This is a genomic window from Lysobacter sp. FW306-1B-D06B (genome assembly GCF_038446665.1).
In the GTDB taxonomy this organism is placed as follows: Bacteria; Pseudomonadota; Gammaproteobacteria; order Xanthomonadales; family Xanthomonadaceae; genus Lysobacter_J.
Genome location: NZ_CP151802.1, coordinates 3,815,258 through 3,834,266 on the forward strand (window position 1 = coordinate 3,815,258; position 19,009 = coordinate 3,834,266).

The following is a 19,009-nucleotide window of genomic DNA, read 5'->3' on the forward strand; positions in this document are numbered from 1 at the left end:
GGCGCTCTCCTTGTCGATGCATGTGCACGGTTCGCCTCAACTGACGATGCCGTTGAGCTCGGCCCAGCCGTTCCACATGATCTGGATGCCGATGCACAGCAGGATGAACGACATCAGCCGCATCATCACCAGCGTGCCGGCGGGCCCGAGCTTGCCGAGCACGGCAGCGGCGTTCTTGAAGATGTAGTACAGCACGATGCTCACCAGCGTCGCGCCGCCCGCGCAGATCGCCAGGCCCGTCAGGTAGAGCGCGGGCGTGGTCATCGGAAACTCGGTGCCCAGCGCGATCGACGCGGCGATGGTGCCGGGACCGGTGGTCAGCGGAAAGGTCATCGGAAAAAAGCTGCGGCTGAGGATCTCCTGTTGCGACAGCGCGCGGGCTTCGTCCACGGCGGCGGCGTGCATCTCGTCCTCGCCGTGCTGTGCACCGAGCATGCGCCACGCGGCTGCCGCCACCAGCAATCCGCCGCCCAGGCGCACGATCGGCAGCGAGATTCCGAAAACGCGCAGCACGTAGGTGCCGATCAGCATCGACACGACGATGACGAACCAGCTGTTGATCGAGATCTGCCGCGCAAGCCGCTTGGCCGACGCCGGATGGCGACCGACGGTGGCGACGAACACCGGCGCGGAGCTCAGCGGATTGATGATGGGCAGCAGCGTCATCGGGATCAACACGAGATCCTTGGCGAACTCGATCAGGAATGACTCGCCGTACGTCATCGGCTGCTCCCTTCGGTCAACTTCGCCATGCGGCGGACAGGCCGGATTCGCGTGCCCGGATCCCGATCTGGCCGCGCTTGCGCCATCGGGTGCTCACGGTCGCGCGGAAGAGCGCGGCCACGGTGATGCACCCTGCGCGCTGCGACCGGACGATGGAGCCGCGCGCGTCACGAACCCGTGAAGGAATGGTGGAGGCGCCGCCATGTGCGTGTGATAAGTAGGGCGCGGAGCGACCTGCCACGACCCCGGGGCCTTCGAACCTCACCGGCATCTCGTCCATGGAAGTTGGCGTATTACCGGCACCGTCGCCCGCGTCGGATCTGCGACGGCATCCAGTCCGCTCTGGCATGGAGGAGCCATGCGACGCCCTTGCCCATCGCCTGGTCGCTCGCGTCTCAGCCGGGAGGGTTGGCGCATCGCATGCGCCGCATGCTTGTGCGTCTGCTTCGCGGCGCATGCCCAGGACCCCGCGCTGGAGCAGGCCGAGACGATGGTGCGCGACCATCAGTACCAGCAGAGCTATGAACTGCTCGCACCGCTGGCGAACTCGCACGCGCAGGACGCGAACTTCTTCTACCTGCTCGGTCGCGCCGCGCTCGGCACGGGCAACGCCGAGCAGGCGCGCGTCGCCCTGGAGCACAGCATCGAGCTCGATCCGGACGACACCGAGGCCCACCTCGCCCTCGGTCGCGCGTTTCGCGCGCTGGGGCAGTACGCGAAGGCCCGCGACCAGTTCGAGGTCGCACTGCGCTTCGAGAACCTCCCGTCCGACCTGCTCACGCAGGTGGAGATCTACGACGACGCCGCGCGCGAGGTGCTGGAGAACGAACGCAGCACGACGGCCTTCGGATACGCCGTAGCGGGCTATGGCCGCTACCGCGTCAATTCCACGCGCGGGACCAACGTCCTCGGCGGCGGCGATCGCGACGAACTGTTCTGGAACCTGCGCGCCGGCGGCGGAATCAACCATTCCTTCGGCAACGGCTATGCGATCGACGGGACGCTCGACTACCGGCAACGCTTCTACGACGAGGAGTCTCGCGACGACCGCGACCTGCGCTGGAGCTTCGCCGGCAGCCGCGGCGTCGACGATGGCAACGTCGCGCTGGGCCTGCGCGGCCGCGTGAGCTACCGCGGCAACGGCGATTACCGCAACGACGTTGCCGGCTTCGTCGACTACAGCCGCAACCTCAACCTGGACAACCAGCTGACGATGGGCGTGTCGGTGGAGCGACGCCGCTACCCCAGCGGCCCGCTGCGCGCCCGCAGCCGCACCAACGCCTCGGCGTCGTTGGGCTGGAGCACGTCCTTCGCCGACGGCGCCGCCAGTTTCTCCTTCACCGCACACGGCGGCCGCAACTACGCGACCTCGCGACCCGATGGCGAATCCGACGTGTACGGCGCAACCGCCAACCTGGACTACACCTTCGGCGACACGCTGGATGCCTTCGTCTTCGTCTGGTGGGAACGCGATGCGTACAACACCGACCGCGTGCACTTCCATCCCGACGAAGTGGACGAGGAGGCGATCCTGCGGCGCGAGGACAACCTCTACGAAGGCGGCCTGGGCGTGGTGTGGGAGTTCCTGCCGAGTTGGTCGCTGCGACCGGAGCTGCTGTACATCCGCGACCAGAGCAACGTCGTCGGCTTCAACTACAGCTCCACGGAAGTGTGGATCAATGTGCGCAAGAACTTCTGACGCGATCGCGCGACTGCTCGCGTGCACGTGGATGATCCTGCTTTGCGCCTGCGCGCACACGCCCACCGATCCGCGCGAGCGATTGTCACGTTACCGCGCGCAGGCGGGCCTGCCGGTGGCGGACTTTCCCTACGTGCGCAACATGCGCTGGGAGGCCCTCGGCGACCAGGCGCTCGCCGTATGGCCGCGTCGCGAGACGGGATTCCTCATTGAACTGCCCTCGCCCTGCCACGGGCTCGACGAAGCGCGCGCGATCCGGATCGGTCATGGCGACGGCCGCGTGCGCTCGCGGATCGACGCGATCCGCGTGCTGTCGCTGCCCGGATCGCCGCCGATGCAGCGCCCGCCCTGCCCGATCATGCTGATCAGCCCGCTGCCGACGCCGGGCCTCGCCCTTCCGGACGAACTTCGTACCGTCGAAGACGAAGCCCAATGACACCGGATCTTCCGCCCACGCTGGCCGCAGGAGAGGCGCCATGACCGACGATCGCATCCGCCCGTCCCTTGCCCGGAACGGTTCGCCGCGCCGGTGCGGCGGTGTAACGGGGCGGACGATGCTCGGGGTGATCGCGGCGGCGGCGCTGGTCGTGGTCCTCATGGTTTCCGTCTACGAACGACGCGTCAACGAAGCGGGCACGCACGGCGCGCTGCTGGAACGCGGCATGTCGCCCGGGCATCGCATGCTCAACCAGGAAGCCGGGCGCACCCTGCCCTCCAACGCACCGCGCATCCAGCGCGCGGATGCACTCGTCACGCGGGTCTCCGGGCGCTTCCGCACGAGCAAGGAGAAGGCCGCCCAGCTGGCGCTGATCACGCGCGACTCGATCGCGAAGAAACATCCCGAGGACGTGCTCGATGTACTCGATGCCGCGTTGTTCGCCACCGAGGGCATGGCGCCGGGATCGGTGCCGCCGCTGGAGCCGGTCCTGGGCCTTTACGCAAAGGCGCGCTTGGAGGGGGCCGGCGTGCCTGCCGCCCGCGACATGACGCGGGCGTTCGTGCAGGCCCGAACGCGCACGCCCTAGCCGGCGTTGCGCCGCTTCAACGCCGACGCATCCAGCCGCGCTTGAGCGCGGCCATGCGCCCCAGGTACAGCGCGATGAGCAGGCCGATGCTGATGATCAGGATCAGCCCGGTGACGCGCAGCCATTCGCCGCGTGCCGCGCTCAGGCGCTCGCCGCTGGCGATCTGCTCCAGTTCGAGGACGCAATCCGCATCGGCCAGTTCGTTCTGCCGGGTGGCGCTGTACACCGCGCCGGCGCGGCGCGTTTCGGCCACCTCGCCCGTGCGGCGCGAGAGGCGCTCGGCGTCGGTTCCGTCCGCCGCGGCGCGACGGTGGCGTTCCAGTTCCTGACGCGCGACGGCGCGCGTCACCGGCTCGGTCAGGTTCGTGCAATGTTCAACCGTGCCCGTCGAGCGCGCCGTCGGCCAGACCGGAATCCGATACACGGCGACGAGGGCGAGCACGATGCCGATCGCGATCCACAGGATGATCCGGTACATGAGGGCCTCCTCGCACGGGACGGTTCAGGGAAACGGTTCAATCCGATCGCCCGCGCTCGGCGGGGTCGCCGGCCAGCAACGACGTCCATGAGCGCATGGCGGGGTGATGTTCGGCGAAGGTCATCAGCGCGATCAGCATGGGCACGCCGATGAACGCGCCGGCGATGCCCCACAGCATGCTCCACAGGAACACCGCGAACAGCACCAGGAACGGCGAGATCGACAGGCGGCGGCCGGCGATGCGCGGCTCCAGGTAGCTGCCCAGCAGGAACTGCACCAGGTTCAGTCCGATGAAGATGAGCACCGGCTCGATGGCGAAACCGAACTGCACGATCGCGAACAACGTGGGCAGCACCGTCGCGAACAGCGGCCCGATGAAGGGAATGAAGTTCAGCGCGAACGCGATCAGGCCCCATTCGGGCGCCAGATCCAGCCCCACCGCATACGCCAGCGCCCACACGCCCAGGCCGGTCGCGGCGCTCACCGCGCTGCGGATCACCATGTAGCGCTGGAACTTGGCCGCCGTCGCGCGGCACGCGCCCACGACGTCGGCGCGTCCGGCGCGCACCAGCTTCTGTCGCGTGGAGTCCACTTCCAGCAGACCCAGCACGACGAACACCAACGCGATGACGATGAAGCTGGCCACCTGCTGCAGGCCGACGCCCAGGCGCTGCAAGGCACCGAACAGCCAGCGCGGTTCGAAGTTGTGGATGAACTCGCTCGCCAGATAGAAGCCGTGTCCTTGCAGCCACACATCCATCCGCTGGTAGTGCGTCTGGAAGGCCGCCGCATTGCCGATGGCCCACTGCACGGCGCGATTCAGCCCCCACATCACCAGGCTCGCCATCGCGATCACCACCGCGGCGGTGGCCAGTACCGTGAGGAACATGGCGAGCACTCGCGGCAGGCGCGCTTCCATCGCGCGTTGCAAGGGCCACACGACGGACACGATGAACACCGCCAGGAACACCGGCGCGAACAGCGAGCGCCCCAGGTACAGCGCCACCATGATCACGAACACCGCGGCCGCGCCGAGCAGCGGCACGATCGGTATCAGGGCGCGTCGCGTCTGCATGGACGTCTGCGGGCGTCAGAAGGCGGCTTCGAGGTAGGCATAGATGTAGTTCGATCCGCCATCGACCGTCCCCAGCAACTGCGAACTGCCGAAGATGCCGGAGCGATGCGAAACCGCCAGCCCGAAGTACACGTCGTGCCAGCGCTTGCTGCCGAAGATGTCGCCCACGCTCACGTCGATGCTCGGTTCCAGGTAGTTGAGCAGCTTGGAGGTATTGCGTTCGCGCTCGGCCTGCGTGGTGACTTCGGTGTACGGCACGCGTTCGGCGTAGGACAGGCCGATGCCGAAGCCCAGTCGCGTGGTGACACGGTGGCTCCAGGGAAAACCGTAGTAGAAGCCCTTCATGTACGCATCGATCTGCCAGCTGTCGGGCTGACGGCCCTTTTCGTCGTGGTGCAGAAGCCCGACGTAGCCGATCAGGTCCAGCGGCCAGCCGTTGAAGCGCGAGACGAACGGACGGCCGACGTGGACGCCGGCGATGTCGGTGTAGTCGTCGTCGTTGAGGCTCACGCAACTGAGCGTCATGATCTTGACCAGATGGCAGCCGTCGTCGGTGTCGCGGCCATAGAACACCTTCACGTAGGTCGGTGCGGAGTCCTCGTCCCAGCGCACCTGGCCGTTGCCGAAGTCGTACGCCGCACCGGCCATAACGCCCCATTGCAAGTCGTCGTCGACCACCGGGCTGTTGCGGATCTGCGAGGACAGCTTGGTGACATACGCGCCGCCCACCAGGCTCCAGTGGCTGAAGATGCGGTACGAGCCGTACAGCGCGAGGGTGGCGTTCCAGCCGGCGCCTGCGTCGTAGGCGGGCCGGTCGGGGCGTGCTTCGAAATCCGCCACGCCGTAGTAGTAGTCGTTGAGATCGCCGCTGCGCCAGGACGCCAGCGCGACGGGCTGCAGCCGCCAGCGATCGCCCTGCACGGTGTAGGCGTAGCCCGCGCGTGCCTCGGTGCCGTGAGACAGGTTGGACACGTCCTGGCGCACGCTCACGTCCCACCGCGAAGCGCCGTGCTTCAGATAGAAGCGCGCGCCCAGATCCGCGCCGGTGTTGCGCACTTCCATGCCTTCCAGCGACAAGGGCGCTTCGTCTTCCGGGTAGCCTTCCAGGCGGCGCTCGACGAAGGCCTCCACGCCCATCGTGTCGTCGCGCCACACGCGCACGCCCGCCTCGTTCGCGCGCAGGAAGAAGCGCTCGCCCTCGTAGAGGTACAGCGGCATGAAGTCCTCGCGCATGCCGCCGTCGCGGTATGGCGAGGATTCGGTGCGGAACATGAAGCCCAGGCCGGCGCTGCCGGGCTCCTCCAGCACGGTGCCGAGCATGGCGTCCTGCGCGCTTGCGTGCGGCGCGAGCATCCACAGCCCCGTCGCCAGCGAACTGGCGAGCAACCGACCGCGCCAGCGTCCGTGGCACCGTGGCGGCGCCGGGGCATGCAGGCAGGTCGCGGGCTGCGTCACGGCATCGTCCTCGGCACGTCCCGTGTGAAAGGAAGGCGAACGCGCACGTGACGCGAGCGCATCGTCGCCCGCCCGGGATCGCCTCACGCGCGATTGACGCGACTTTCGTTCAAGTAATGTCGCGATGTCGTGAAAACAACGTCACTGCGCGGACACGCGATGTTCACCACCACTTCACCGCGGCAGGCGTAATCCACGCGCACGCTCCCGGAGTTTTCCGGACAAGTGAATGCGGCGAAGTCGACCACGCAGAGGGAGGGCTCGGACATGAATCACAAGATTGCCGGCGCGGCAGGGATCGCATTGGGTCTGGCTCTCGCGGCGGGATGCGCCACGCACACGACGCCCACCACCTTCAACCGTTCCGAAGTCGGCACCGCGCGCACCGTCCAGTGGGGCACCGTGCGCGGTTTGCGCGACGTCACCATCCAGAACGATTCGCGCGGCGTGGGCACCGCCACGGGCGCGGTATTGGGCGGCATCGCCGGCAGCACGATCGGCGGCAGCAGCCGCGCGAACGCCGCCGGTGCGGTCGCGGGTGCGGTCGGCGGCGGCGCGGCCGGCAATGCGATGTCGCGCAGCACGCGGCCTGGCGTGGAGGTCACCGTCGAGCTGGAATCCGGTCGCACCATCTCCGTCACGCAGGATGGTTCCAGCCAGCAGTTCCGCGTCGGCGATCGCGTGCAGGTTTCGTCCGACGGCTCCACGACACGCGTGACGCGCTGAGGTAACCGTCGTGTACGGCGCGCGTGCGCGGCGCATTCGCCGTCGCATGCGCGTCGCCACTTCCACCCGTCCGAGGCAGGCGACCCCATGCGCAACGCCCTCCCCATGCTGGCGCTGGCCGCGATGCTGGCCTCCTGCGCCACCGGCCCTACCCTCTCCACCGCAGATCGCCTGGCCCTCTATCGGCAGAACGCGGGGCCGCCGACAGCGACCTTCCGCCTGGAACGCATGACCGGCGTACAGAACTGGACGCCGCTCGGCGACCAGGCGCTGGCCGTGTGGACCACCGCCAATCGCGGCGCTCTGCTGGAAATGCGCAATCGCTGCAGCGGTCTGGCGGTCGCTTCGCGCATCACCATCACCAACCGCATGGGCCTGGTCACCGCCCGCTTCGACAGCGTGGTGCCGCGCATCGCGGGCGGCTCGCCGGCGCCGGGCAGTGCGTGCCGCATCGAGACCATCCGCCCGCTGGACGCCAGCCGCCTGCGCGACGCACGACGTGAAATGCGTGAAGCCGAGTACGTCGAGCGTCCGGCGGATGCGGAAACGCCCGAATCGCCGCCGTCCGGCACGCCCACGCCGTGACGCATCGCGACTTCCCGGATCGGGCGCGCATGACTCGCGCGCTCAGCCGCCGCCTTCGTCGATGTCGGCGGCAAGGCTTGCCGCACGCTGCGCGTCCAGTTCGTGCTGCAGACGCTCGATGCCCTGCGGCGACCATCCCTCCACGCCAGTGACCTGCCGCCACGCGGCGACGTAATGCGACGGCGCGAAGACGTGCCCGAAGCCCATCGGCGCATCGTTGGCGAGGATCATGTCCAGCGCCAGCTGCATCATCGACACCAGCGGGTACCAGCGCATCTGCGGCGCGACGTCCGGACCGCGCGGCGCTTTCATCCAGGCCGGCGGGCGGAAGGCGTCTCGGTAGTCGAAGAAGGTCACCGCATCGCTGGCGTATTGCAGATAGACCACGCGCATCACGCCCCATGGGGTGTCGGCGGGCACGGGCGTGCCATTCTGATTCATGAAACGCACGAAGGATCCGTCGCGGAATTGCGGCAACCATGCGGGCGTTCCGGCATTGCGAGCGCGCGTGAGCCCGCGCCAGGTGCGCGCGGCGAACGGTGGCCCGCTCCACAACGCACCGTTCGGCGGATCGCCGAGGACGTCGAACAGTTCCACGGAACGCTCGGAGTTCAACGCGCCCAGACTCAGGCCATGCAGGTACAGACGCGGGCGGCGATCCTTCGGCAGCGTGCGCCAGTAGCCGTACACGGACTGGAACAGCGCCTGCGAAGTCTCTTCGCCGTACTCGGGTTCGATCAACAACGACAGCGGGCTGGAGAGATACGAGTACTGCATCGCCACGCTGGCGATGTCGCCGCGGTAGAGGTACTCGATCGATTCGATGGCCGCCGGATCGACCCATCCGGTGCCGGTGGGCGTGATGATGATCAGCGCCGCGCGATCGAAACCGCCCACGCGCCTGAGCTCATCCAGCGCCAGACGCGCGCGCGCCTGCGCCGAATCCGCGGACGGCAGCCCGGCGTACACACGCAACGGCATCTGCGCGGGCCCGCCCGCGAGCGCTTCGATGCGGGCGGCGCTGGGCGTCGTCGAGACGAACTGGCGGCCGGCGCGCCCCAGCGCATCCCAGGCGATCAGCGAGGCGTCGCTGCCGGTGCGGTTGGGTTCCGCAGGCGGCGCGACATCGGGCGGGATGAGCGCATCGGCCTGGCGGAACGAGGAGTCGATCAGGTGCATCGCGATGCGCAGCACGACGCTGTTGCTCAGCGTGATCACCACCACCACCACGCCGAGCACGCCCAGCAGGCTGGCCACACGAGGCGGCAGCACCTTCGACAGCAGATCGGAAAAACGACTCGCGGACGTGCGCAGCAGGCGCGCGACGGTGAGCACGATCGCGAACAGGCCCAGGGCGATCGCGCCGATGCTCAGTGAGTCGATGTTCTCTGCCGGCGGCATGTGGAATACGGCGCGCACGATGTTCTGCCAGTGCGGCGCGCGCCACAGCGCCCAGATGATCAGCAGCAGGCACAGCGCGTACAGCACCTTCTTCGTCCGCAGCGGCGTACGGCCACGCGACGGCGGCAGCTCCAGGTACGCCCACAGCCAGCGCACGAACACGCCCAGGCCGTAGCCGGCCGACAGGCTCACGCCCGCCAGCAATCCCTGTGTCACCGTGGTGCGCGGAATCAGACTGGGCGTGAGCGAGGCCACCAGCAACAACGCGCCCAGCAACAATCCGGCGGGCGACAGCGGACGCAGCAGGCGCGCGACGGCGTCGGCGGCGGCGCGCGTCCAGTGGCCGATCCGGCGGCGATCAGGCGTTGCCATTGGCTTTGCATTCGCCCGAAGCGTGCCGGAGCAGGACGCGTTCGCGCGCGTCGCGCCGCGCCCGGGCTTCGCGATCGATCCACATGACGTTGCGCTCCCCTGCTGGAACGTTCGTGCATCCAACAAGAGGCATCGTGACGGAGCCGTGAGGCGTCGGCGTCGAAGGACGCCGCGCCATCGCGCGCATCAGGGCGGTGTGGCGCCCGTGCCGGCGGCCAGCCAGCCGCGTTCGCGGTAGATGTCGATGATGGCCTTGGCGATGGCGTCGGCGGTGCGTCGACCGGCCGCACGCAGCGACTCCGGTCCGCGTTCCTGCATGACATTGGAGGCACTGGAAACCGCCACGCCCGCCGAAGCCACCGTGCCGGCCACGCCGAGCGGCAACAGGATGCCCGGCATGCGGCCGCCCGCCGTCTCGGTCTGCGCCGCGGCAAGCGAGCGCGGCCCGGTGGCGGTGACCTGGAACGCCTCCACCATCGTGCTCATTTCACCGCGCCCGGCACCGAAGCCCACCAGCATGCGCATCGTGCGGCTGCCCGGACGCACGTGCACGAATTCACCGCGCAGGATCACATCGCCGATCTTCGGCACCGGCCCGGCGCCCACGGAGTACGCGTCGATGCCCGCCTCGCGAAGTCGCGTGACCACCTGCTGCGCAACCTGCCGCCCCAGCCACCGGCCCTGGTCTACATCCTGCGCTGTCTGCGGCGCTTCGTTCTGCTCGAAGTAGCCGGTGACGGCCGAATCCGGCGGCAGGTCGCCGCGGGTTCCCGCGAAGTCGTAGACGAGGATGCGTTCGGGACGCTCCACCGCGTGTGAGGAGGATTGTTCGAACGGTTGAGTCGTGGTGGTGGCGCAGCCGGCCAGCGCGAGGAGAACCACGCACAGCAGCGCACCGCCCGAACGCCGCGCGGCTTCCTGCACTGTGCGATCACGGGAGGCCATGGAGGGGCGCCCACCTTGAAGTGGCGCTCAATAGACGCCCGCGCGCGTCATGCCGGGGTGAAGGTCGGGGGCCTTGCAACGCCTGCGCGCGGGATGTGTGAGGGGGCGGATGGCGCGAGGCATGCGGCGTGCTCGGCGACGGCTGCGAGACCTATGCGTCATCACGTGCACCGTCGACAGAGCGGCACCATCCCACGCGCGTGACGCAGAAACAAAGAAGCCCGCTTGGAGAGCGGGCTTCTTGCCGGACGCGTCGGCCATCTTGCGATGGCGTCGATCAGAACGGGATGTCGTCGTCCGCGAAGTCGTCGGCGAAACTGCTCGACTTGGCCGGCGGTGCCTCGCGGCGCGGCGCGGCTTCCTGGCGTGCCGGCGCGCGCGCAGGACGCTCGCTGCGATCGCCACCGCCGCGGAACTCGCCACGGCTGCCACCGCCGCCGCCCTCGCCCGGACGTCCGCCGAGCATCTGCATCTCGTCGGCGATGATGTCGGTGGAGTAGCGCTCCACGCCGTCCTGGCCGGTGTACTTGTCGTAGCGGATCGAGCCTTCGACGTACACCTGGCTGCCCTTGCGCAGGTACTCGCCGGCGATCTCGCCGAGCTTGCCGAAGAAGGTCACCCGGTGCCACTCGGTGCGCTCCTGGGTGTTGCCGTCGCGATCCTTGCGCACGCTGGTCGTCGCCAGGCGGGCCTTGGTCACGGCCATGCCGCCCTGGGTGTACTTGGTTTCAGGATCGTCGCCAAGATTGCCGACCAGGATCACCTTGTTGATGCCGCGTGCCATGGGATGTGCCTGCCCCTTTCGTCTGTCTGTCATGGGCCGGCACTGGCGCTTGAAGCGGCCGTGCCGGCGGAAACGGCATCATAACAGCCGGCCGCCGTTCACCACGGCTCCATCGCCGGCCGCCGTGCTGTCGGGCATTACCTGCGCGATAGCTCGCCAAGTCGGCAGGCGAAGGCCAGGAACATGCTGGCGCGGACGTCGGATTCCGCCCGTGCGTGTTGTCGGGCATGGCCCTCGCAGGCATGGCTGAACAGGTCGGCCAGCAGCACACCGAAATCGGCGGGCTCCCCCTCCAGGCGCGGGCAGACGGACATGGCCAGTCGCCGGTCCACCGCCCACTGGCGCAGGAGTTCGAATGCCGCCGGGTCCTCCCGCGCGCCCGCGGGCACGGCGAGCGCCTCCGGGCCGAGCGCCCTGGCCGCTGGGACCCGCGTGGCGGCGCGGCTTGCCATCAGGCGGCAGTTCCCGCGTCGCCGACCGCGCGCAGCGACAGCGGACCGAGGCAGCGCAGGACCTCATCCAGCTCCGCGTCGAGTCCGGCGCCACGGCCGCCGATTCGCGGCGCGCCGGTCGCGATGAGGTGCCGGTCCAGGGCATGGGCCAGCGCATCGAGCACGCCGTCCCGTCGGGCGGGACCGAGCTGGCGCAGGCTGCGCTCGATCACGTCGACGTGGCGCTGACCCGGCCAGTGCGGCACGGCGACCGGAGACGCGGGGACGGGGTTGGCGTCGTCTTGAAGTGAGGTCATGAGAGGGCGAGTTCCGGAAGCGGGATGGAGCGATGCGGGCATCGAAACCACAGGTTGGTGCGAGCCGCGGGAGGCGTATATCGGAACTCTCCGAAAAATCCCTGCGATGGAACCGCCCCGTATAATCCGAAACTCCTTACACGCGACGTGCCCATGCTTCCCAGCCCGACGACCCTGACCATCCCCGACCTGGCCACCATCCAGGCCCTGGCACGTCAGGACATGGCTGCGGTGGATGCCCTGATCCGGCGCCGGCTCGCTTCGGACGTGGTGCTGATCAACCAGGTCGCCGAGTACATCGTCGGCGCGGGCGGCAAGCGGCTGCGTCCGATGCTCCTGCTGCTCGCCAACGGCGCGCTCGGCGGACGCGGCGGACGGCACGGCATCGGCGAGGACGCGCACCAGCTCGCGGCGGTGGTGGAGTTCATCCACACGGCCACGCTGCTGCACGACGACGTGGTCGACGAGTCCGACCTGCGCCGCGGCCGCAAGACCGCCAATGCGGTCTGGGGCAATGCGGCCAGCGTGCTGGTCGGTGATTTCCTGTACTCGCGCAGCTTCCAGCTGATGGTCGAGCTGGAGCGCATGGCGGTGATGCAGATCCTCGCCGACACCACCAACCGCATCGCCGAAGGCGAAGTGCTGCAGCTGCTGCACGTGCGCAATCCGGACACCGACGAAGCCGCGTACCTGCGCGTGATCGAGCGCAAGACCGCCGTGCTGTTCGCCGCCGCCACGCGCCTGGGCGCGCTGCTGGCCGATGCGGACGAGGCCACCTGCGATGCGCTGCACGACTACGGCATGAATCTGGGCTATGCCTTCCAGATCGCCGACGACGTGCTCGACTACGCCTCCGATGCCGCCACGCTGGGCAAGAACCTCGGCGACGATCTGGCCGAAGGCAAGGCCACGCTGCCGCTGATCCACGCCATCGTGCACAGCGACGACGCCACGCGCGCGCGCCTGCGCAGCGCGGTCGAACACGGCGACACCGGCGCGATGCCCGACGTGCTCGCCGCGATCCATGCCACCGGCGGGCTCGATTACAGCCGTCGCCGCGCGCAGGAATATGCACACGCTGCCGAGCGCGCGCTTGATGGACTCGACGAGAACGACTACACGCTCGCGCTGCGCGGGCTGGCGCGTTACGCGGTCAGTCGCGATCACTGACGGCGCGCGCGCCGGCGGCGGTACGCGCTGTACGACCAATTCGACGAAGACGGTCTGCCGGTATGTCGGCGGATGCGGCACGACCCGCACGCTCGTCGCGTGACCCGGCGAACTGCTTTCGAGTACACCTTTCTCGAACGGCAAACGGCAGGGATAGTCCCTGCGTCCGATGCTGCCGATGCGTGCGCGTACGTCCGGCTACAGGTACGTCATGGTGAACGTCATCGTCGTGTTGGCCTGCCCCGGCGTCACGGTGGGGCTGGTCTGGTAGTAGTTCGCCTTGAGCGGGATGGTGTAGTCGCCGCCTGTCGTCTTGTTGTACGGAGCGAACACCTGATCGGTGCCTACGCCCAGCGGATGCACGCCACCGGCTCCGTTGAGCAACTGCACGCCGACGCCCGTGGCGGTGGACGTGCCATCCAGCGCCACCACCGACTGCGCGGGAAGCTGCACCGTCGTTGCCGGATCGATGCGATACCTGACGCTGTTCATCCCGGCCGGGCAGCTGTTCAACTTGATGTTGAAATCGACCGACGGGGTCGTGTAATCCGTGCCGGTGAAGCTGCTCTTCGAATGCCGGCCCAGATCGACCAGGACGTCGGGCGTAACGCAGGAGGCCGAGACGAACGTCGGGCCATTGATGAGCGTGATCGGCACGATGGCGGACTGGGGACCACCATTTGCACCATTGTTCACGGCACCTGTCGTCACAGCTGCAGCGAACTCCGCTACCGGAGCGCCACCGTAATTCACGGTTCCGCCAGATATCGGTCCTGTCCTCACGAACGCGAACGCAATCGCCCCGGAGGCGGTCTGGTCCGGCAAATTTGTAACTCCACCGCCAGTCCAGGCAGTGAAGCGCCTCCAAGCCTGCGGAACTCCAGTCACTCCCGGGAACCAGGTTGTCGAGTTGCCCGACCCGTATGCCCCGTACGCCTTCATGACCATTCCAATGCCGTCCACATTGGTCTTGTAGACAATGTATGACGTCCCATCGATCACTATCGTGTTCGTACCGCCCATATCGGCGGGAGTGAGGCCAGTGCCGGCCTGGCGCATCGAACCGAAGTAGTCACCGCTCGGAGCCATGGTGATCGTGCAAACGAACAGGTTATCCGGGCCGGCGGTGAATGCGCTCCACGGCGTGAGTACAGGGCCGGGCACGGCATTGCGGCCGATGACATAGGATCCACCGCCCGCGTCGGCTGTAATCGAAGAGACAGCAGGCGGCGCGCAATTGGCCGTACCGGCGGCCGCGGTGCCCACCGGCATCGACGCGAACAAGCAACCGATCGCCAGCAACGGCGCGATGCGCGCGCATCGGGTCACTACGGAGCTGAAGGAAGACATTCTCATTTGAGCACCGGAATCCTGTTTATCTCACGCGCCTGAAGTGCGCGCCGTGCAGTTGCCATCACAGAGCACGGCATTTGCCTTCTCCATGACGAATCTCGCCCGCCTTCGCGCCGCCGTCAGGCGTCCATTCCAGCGAGCACTTCCGGCCACTGGCATCCAGCTGCACGCTCAACGCCTTGCCGGTGCCGTCGGGCAACCGCACGAACGCCTGGCTCGACTGGCCCACGTAGCCCACGACGTCACCCGCGTCGTCCGTCACTTCCGCACCGAACGGCAGCGGGCTGCCGTCGTCGCGCAGTGCGTGCAGCAGATACGCGGCGCCCGTCTTGGTTTCGAACGTGACGGGCACCACGGCGCCGGCGCGCGGGACGACCTTGATGCTGGTTTCCGGGAACTCGACGTCGGCGGAAACTCCCTTCGGATCGATCACCAGATCGTTGAGGCGGTACGGCCGCATGTTGCTGACAACGCCGTAACCGCGGCCGTCGACCTTGTTGACGCCACCCGACAGACGCGCACCCTTTGCGCCGGGAGCATTGACGAGGCCGATGGTCTCGCCCAACTGTGATGCCAGCGTGATCCCGCCGCGATGGACCAGCAGCGCGCCTTGCGCCGACACGGAGGCGGACTGGGAGTCCTTGCCGTAGGTGTAGGCACCGCCAACCGTGGCGTACGGCAGCTGCCAGTTGACGTTAGTGCCGATGCTGTCGTCGTTGTTGTCGCCGAAATCGCCGCTGACGCCATAACTGACCTGGCGATTCTCGCCCGCGACACCGGAGACACCGGCACGCATGCGATTGCCATCGCCGCCGTGCGTTGCATTGAGGCTGAGCGTCGGCGGCATCCTGCGCTCGCTCGGGCTGCCGAGGGGCATGATGAAGTTGACGAAATAGCGATCGTCGGTCTGCCCGTTGGCGACGCGACTGCGGCTGGCGTTCACGCCCAGCGACACGTTGCGGAAGCGCTTGTTCCAGCCGATCTGGTAGGTGTTGTCGACCGGAAGTTCATTCCAGTAGTCGTTGCGCGAGCCGACCACGTACAGGTCGCCGGCATTGGCGCCCAGATGCTGGTTGACGGTCAGCTGCAGGCGACTGCGCGCGGTGCCCTCGCCGTCGTAGATGCGCTCGCGCCGGCCGGTGAGCAGGTCGTCGTTGGCCATCACGGCATCGTTCAGCGTGAGGAACCCGCTGCTGGAATAGCGATAGGCCGCCAACGCGAACGTGGTGGACGTGGACGGCACGTTCTTGCTGTAGGTGACGCGTGCGCTGTAGCCGCTGAGGTCACCGCCCTGCGCACCGAACTGCGTGCGCGAACCGGTGACATCCAGCGCCATGGCGCCGACGGGCGTGTTGAAGGCACCGCCCACCGCGAGGCTGCGGTAGAGGTTGTCGCCGGCCACCTGGGCGCCGGCGTAGCCGGTCAGCCAGTTGTTGATGCCGAGCTGGTACGTGCCCTCGGCGAAGCGCGGCGTGTCGAAAAGATTGGACTGGCGCAACTGGCCGGCAGTGACGGCAAAGCGCGACACGCCCGGACGCAGCAGCTGCGGCATCGCGGCAAACGGCACCGTGAAGGCGTGCTTGCGGCCATCGGCCTCGATCACGGTGACCTCGAGATCGCCGCCGAAGCCGGTGGCGCCCAGGTCGGTGATCTCGAAGGCGCCCGGGGCCACGGTCGTCTGGTAGACGACGTAGCCGGACTGGCGGATCTCGACGATGGCGTTGGTGTCCGCCGTACCGCGCACGATGGGCGCATAGCCGTTGACCGAATCCGGGCGCATGCGATCGTCGGTGGCCAGGCTGAGGCCGCGGAACGCGGTCGTGTCGAAGATCACGCCCGAGGTGAACGTGTCGCCGACCGTCAGCGTGGCGGTCAAGCGGTCGATGTCGTGCTCGGCGTAGGTGCGGATGTTCTGGAACTCGCGGTCGCCGCTGTCGTTCCAGCGGTAACCGGACTGGTTGCGGATACGCCAACCACCCACGTTCAGGCCGGCATTGAGGCCGACATAGCCGCCCGTGTAGGTGGCCCCGTCTTCCGTGCGCGACTGCGATGCGTTCGCGCTGTAGCCCAGCGTGAAAGCGTTGATGCCTCGGTCCCAGAGCTTTGGGTCCACGTAGCCGGCCGCATCGCGATGCATCGCGATCTGCGGAATGGACACGTCCATGCGCAGCTCGTTGGCATCGGTCGTCCAGGTCGCATCGGGAATCAACGCGCTGATGTCGAGGCAATCGGAATTGAGGTTGGCACCGGCCGCCTCAAGCTTGCCGGTATCCACGCCCATCATCGTCAGTAGCTCGCGCGTGAAGCACGGCGCGACGTTCCCCTCGTCGTTCGCGCGGAACGTGATGTTCTGGCGCGCGAACGGCACCTGGTTCACACGCAGGTCCACGCGCTGCTCGCCCGGGAGCATTGTGTTGCCGCGCTCGAACCGCGACAGGTCGTACTGTGCGCCAACGGCGCCCAGTGCGATCACGTTGAACTCGACCTGCGGTGCAGGTCTGGGAGACGGATCCGGCGAAGGGTTCGGATCGGGCGCGGCGATCGCGAAGGTCGGCATCGCTCCCAGGACCATCGCGATGCTGAGCGCGATTGGGCGAAGGTTGAATGCGGGCTGCGTCTTGTTGCGTGACATGAACTTCAGGGTTCCGATCGGGAGCTGCGCCTCGTCGGGCGCAAGAGTCCCCACGCGACGCGCAATGCGTCGCGATGGGAGGAATTTCTGGGAGCTGTCGAAGGCGCGTCGGCAGGCGCCTTGGCAGCGATTACCGCGCGGTCAGCGCGTATAGGGCGATTCGCGCTCGGCCGTCGTGCCGTAGTCGTCGATCGTGGTGTAGACCACGGTTCCGCTGTCCGCACCGTCAACCAGGAACGTCTCGCTTCCCTTGGCCGGGCACATACCGCCGCCTTCGACGCTGCTGCGTTGCGCGGCGCCCTTGAGGTGGATGTCGCCCATGGATACGTTGTAGGCAGTGCCGTTCGTGCAGGTCACCGCGAGCTTGCCGTCCTTACGAGCCAGCTTCCATGTCAGCTGGGACACCGAGCCTGCGGGATTGCCTACCAGCGTGCTGGGCCGATAGAAGATCTTGATGCGCGTGCGAATCGCGAACTGCAGGAAGTTCTGCCCACTTTCTTTCTCTTGGGGCTTCGTCGGAACTTCGACCACGTTGAGCCAGAAGACGGATTCGCGATCCTGCGGCAGCGCAGCGCCGGTGAACATCAGGCGGAACGATTGGCCCTTGCCCGCATCGATGCGCGAAAGAGGAGGGTTGATCGTAAACGGAGCTTTGCTGGTCTCCGCGGTTTCGTGATCGTCGCCGCTGTCGACCCATGCCTGGATCAGTCGGGGGTCGGTGCCGACGTTCATGACGCGCACCGTGACTTCCCGTTCGGTGGCCGGATACACCACGCGCGTGCCGACGATCTGGATGGCGGCATGTGCGGATGACACGATGCCGGCCATCGAAAGCACCACGGCGCACAGGGTCTTGGAGAGGTTCATGGCTACTGCCCGTTGATGGAACTGGGTCGGCTCGGTCGAACCGCAGGCCGGAGATTCCGGCCTGCGTCCGAACACGCTGATCAGTTGTACTGCAACGAATACATCACGAAGGTGTCGACCGTGCCCGAGCCAACGCCCGTGGCCGGGGCGTACATCTGCGCCCAGTAGTTCATCGTGGCGGTGTTGGCGCTGATGGTCTCGCCGATGTTGGCGGCATCGGTCGGGTCGGCCAGGTTGATGTCGGCCTTGTTCTTGTTCAGCAGGCCGACCTGCACGACGGGGGCGGTGCCGGCGGCGTTGGTCAGGCGACCGGTGGTCATGTCGACCGGGCTCTGCGCCGGCTCGAAGCGCAGCTTGACGACCTTGCCGTCGGTGCAGCCGGTCTGACCCGAACCGCCGATGACCAGGCTGAACGGCGTATCGGCGGCGCGTGCGCCGAGCGTGGCGAGCGCCGACTTGTTGACCGAGCCCATGGCGACGGCGAAGTTGCCGTTGCTGCCCGTGATGCCGGTACCGGCGGTCACGGTGCAGGTCACGTCGGTGATGTCGCCCTTGAAGGTGATCTTGCCGTCAGCGGCGGCGGCCGTACCCACGACGGAAAAGCCGAGTGCGGCGACCATGGCGGCGGAAAGGAGGTTCTTGTTCATTTCTGTGAATCCTAAGGCTTGATTGGGACAGGGATATGGACCGTCGCAATGGAACCAGCGGAGATCTTCGCGCCACCGTCCAACGACGGGATACAGGCTATTCCTCGCATCTTCTGGTTGGCATCAGATGATTCTGATAAGCAAAAGTCGCGTCAAAATCCTCTGATAAGAAGAAGTGCAAGCCGAATGGGCAAGGCAACAGTCCGAGAAGCAGGCGCCATATGCCCCGGACGACGCCGTATCGCCTGAATGAGCCCGGCCACAGCTCCGCCTGCCGCGTTGCGCAGCACGTTAAGGCTTATTAATAGCCAAACGCGGCTAGCG

Annotated in this window: 19 protein-coding genes; 6 read left to right on the plus strand and 13 right to left on the minus strand. The window is 67.5% G+C overall.

The window, feature by feature from the left end; genetic code table 11:
* Positions 1 to 36: 36 nt before the first annotated feature.
* Positions 37 to 723 carry a MarC family protein gene (locus AAFF32_RS17695; protein WP_216963201.1) on the minus strand — a complete coding sequence of 229 codons (687 nt, stop codon included), beginning with the start codon at positions 721 to 723 and terminating at the stop codon, positions 37 to 39.
* Between the two features lie 433 nt (positions 724 to 1,156).
* Between AAFF32_RS17695 and AAFF32_RS17700 the strand changes: the two genes are divergently transcribed.
* Genes AAFF32_RS17700 through AAFF32_RS17710 form a run of 3 tightly spaced genes read left to right on the plus strand, consistent with a single transcriptional unit; the run spans position 1,157 to position 3,447 of the window.
* On the plus strand, positions 1,157 to 2,422 hold the full coding sequence (locus AAFF32_RS17700) for a tetratricopeptide repeat protein (protein ID WP_216963205.1): 1,266 nt from the start codon (positions 1,157 to 1,159) through the stop codon (positions 2,420 to 2,422).
* Positions 2,403 to 2,858: a DUF6491 family protein gene (locus AAFF32_RS17705; RefSeq protein WP_342315895.1), complete on the plus strand. Its 456-nt coding sequence runs from the start codon at positions 2,403 to 2,405 to the stop codon at positions 2,856 to 2,858. Before AAFF32_RS17700 ends, AAFF32_RS17705 begins: the two co-directional genes overlap by 20 nt.
* A gap of 40 nt (positions 2,859 to 2,898) precedes the next feature.
* Positions 2,899 to 3,447 carry a hypothetical protein gene (locus AAFF32_RS17710; RefSeq protein WP_342315896.1) on the plus strand — a complete coding sequence of 183 codons (549 nt, stop codon included), beginning with the start codon at positions 2,899 to 2,901 and terminating at the stop codon, positions 3,445 to 3,447.
* 16 nt (positions 3,448 to 3,463) lie between these two features.
* On the opposite strand, the gene AAFF32_RS17715 is transcribed toward AAFF32_RS17710, so the two are convergent.
* The 3 genes from AAFF32_RS17715 to AAFF32_RS17725 are packed head-to-tail and all read right to left on the minus strand — an operon-like array spanning position 3,464 to position 6,455.
* Positions 3,464 to 3,925 (minus strand): hypothetical protein, encoded by a 462-nt coding sequence (locus AAFF32_RS17715; RefSeq protein WP_216963216.1) that lies wholly within the window; start codon positions 3,923 to 3,925, stop codon positions 3,464 to 3,466.
* 37 nt (positions 3,926 to 3,962) lie between these two features.
* On the minus strand, positions 3,963 to 5,000 hold the full coding sequence (locus AAFF32_RS17720; RefSeq protein WP_342315897.1) for an AI-2E family transporter: 1,038 nt from the start codon (positions 4,998 to 5,000) through the stop codon (positions 3,963 to 3,965).
* 15 nt (positions 5,001 to 5,015) lie between these two features.
* Positions 5,016 to 6,455, minus strand: a complete 1,440-nt coding sequence (locus tag AAFF32_RS17725; RefSeq protein WP_342315898.1) for a MipA/OmpV family protein — start codon at positions 6,453 to 6,455, stop codon at positions 5,016 to 5,018.
* Between the two features lie 267 nt (positions 6,456 to 6,722).
* Between AAFF32_RS17725 and AAFF32_RS17730 the strand changes: the two genes are divergently transcribed.
* A complete protein-coding gene (locus AAFF32_RS17730; protein WP_216963223.1) occupies positions 6,723 to 7,181 on the plus strand; it encodes a glycine zipper 2TM domain-containing protein in 459 nt (152 codons plus the stop codon).
* An 87-nt stretch (positions 7,182 to 7,268) separates the two neighbouring features.
* The gene (locus AAFF32_RS17735) at positions 7,269 to 7,766 is read left to right on the plus strand and encodes a DUF6491 family protein (protein ID WP_216963226.1); all 498 of its coding nucleotides are present in this window, start codon (positions 7,269 to 7,271) and stop codon (positions 7,764 to 7,766) included.
* 42 nt (positions 7,767 to 7,808) lie between these two features.
* Here the strand turns inward: AAFF32_RS17735 and AAFF32_RS17740 are convergent, their stop codons facing one another.
* The 5 genes from AAFF32_RS17740 to AAFF32_RS17760 all read right to left on the minus strand — a co-directional run bounded on the left by AAFF32_RS17740 (position 7,809) and on the right by AAFF32_RS17760 (position 12,016).
* Positions 7,809 to 9,539, minus strand: a complete 1,731-nt coding sequence (locus AAFF32_RS17740) for an alpha/beta-hydrolase family protein (protein WP_342315899.1) — start codon at positions 9,537 to 9,539, stop codon at positions 7,809 to 7,811.
* Between the two features lie 186 nt (positions 9,540 to 9,725).
* On the minus strand, positions 9,726 to 10,484 hold the full coding sequence (locus AAFF32_RS17745; RefSeq protein WP_342315900.1) for a DUF4410 domain-containing protein: 759 nt from the start codon (positions 10,482 to 10,484) through the stop codon (positions 9,726 to 9,728).
* A 277-nt stretch (positions 10,485 to 10,761) separates the two neighbouring features.
* Complete coding sequence (gene ssb / locus AAFF32_RS17750; protein ID WP_216963235.1) at positions 10,762 to 11,268, minus strand: single-stranded DNA-binding protein; 507 nt, start codon at positions 11,266 to 11,268, stop codon at positions 10,762 to 10,764.
* A gap of 137 nt (positions 11,269 to 11,405) precedes the next feature.
* Positions 11,406 to 11,720 (minus strand): DUF5076 domain-containing protein, encoded by a 315-nt coding sequence (locus AAFF32_RS17755; RefSeq protein WP_342315902.1) that lies wholly within the window; start codon positions 11,718 to 11,720, stop codon positions 11,406 to 11,408.
* Positions 11,720 to 12,016 carry a hypothetical protein gene (locus tag AAFF32_RS17760; RefSeq protein ID WP_216963241.1) on the minus strand — a complete coding sequence of 99 codons (297 nt, stop codon included), beginning with the start codon at positions 12,014 to 12,016 and terminating at the stop codon, positions 11,720 to 11,722. The genes AAFF32_RS17755 and AAFF32_RS17760 overlap by 1 nt, the downstream gene beginning before the upstream one ends.
* 153 nt (positions 12,017 to 12,169) lie before the next feature.
* On the opposite strand from AAFF32_RS17760, the gene AAFF32_RS17765 reads away from it, so the two are divergent.
* The gene (locus AAFF32_RS17765) at positions 12,170 to 13,186 is read left to right on the plus strand and encodes a polyprenyl synthetase family protein (protein WP_216963244.1); all 1,017 of its coding nucleotides are present in this window, start codon (positions 12,170 to 12,172) and stop codon (positions 13,184 to 13,186) included.
* A gap of 198 nt (positions 13,187 to 13,384) precedes the next feature.
* Here the strand turns inward: AAFF32_RS17765 and AAFF32_RS17770 are convergent, their stop codons facing one another.
* From AAFF32_RS17770 to AAFF32_RS17785, 4 genes are all read right to left on the minus strand, one after another.
* Positions 13,385 to 14,536 (minus strand): fimbrial protein, encoded by a 1,152-nt coding sequence (locus AAFF32_RS17770; RefSeq protein ID WP_254200536.1) that lies wholly within the window; start codon positions 14,534 to 14,536, stop codon positions 13,385 to 13,387.
* Positions 14,537 to 14,600: 64 nt separating this feature from the next.
* Positions 14,601 to 17,171: a fimbria/pilus outer membrane usher protein gene (locus AAFF32_RS17775; protein WP_342315903.1), complete on the minus strand. Its 2,571-nt coding sequence runs from the start codon at positions 17,169 to 17,171 to the stop codon at positions 14,601 to 14,603.
* A 141-nt stretch (positions 17,172 to 17,312) separates the two neighbouring features.
* Positions 17,313 to 18,113 (minus strand): fimbria/pilus periplasmic chaperone, encoded by an 801-nt coding sequence (locus tag AAFF32_RS17780; RefSeq protein WP_342315904.1) that lies wholly within the window; start codon positions 18,111 to 18,113, stop codon positions 17,313 to 17,315.
* Between the two features lie 5 nt (positions 18,114 to 18,118).
* Positions 18,119 to 18,685: a fimbrial protein gene (locus AAFF32_RS17785; RefSeq protein WP_342315905.1), complete on the minus strand. Its 567-nt coding sequence runs from the start codon at positions 18,683 to 18,685 to the stop codon at positions 18,119 to 18,121.
* Positions 18,686 to 19,009: the final 324 nt, after the last annotated feature.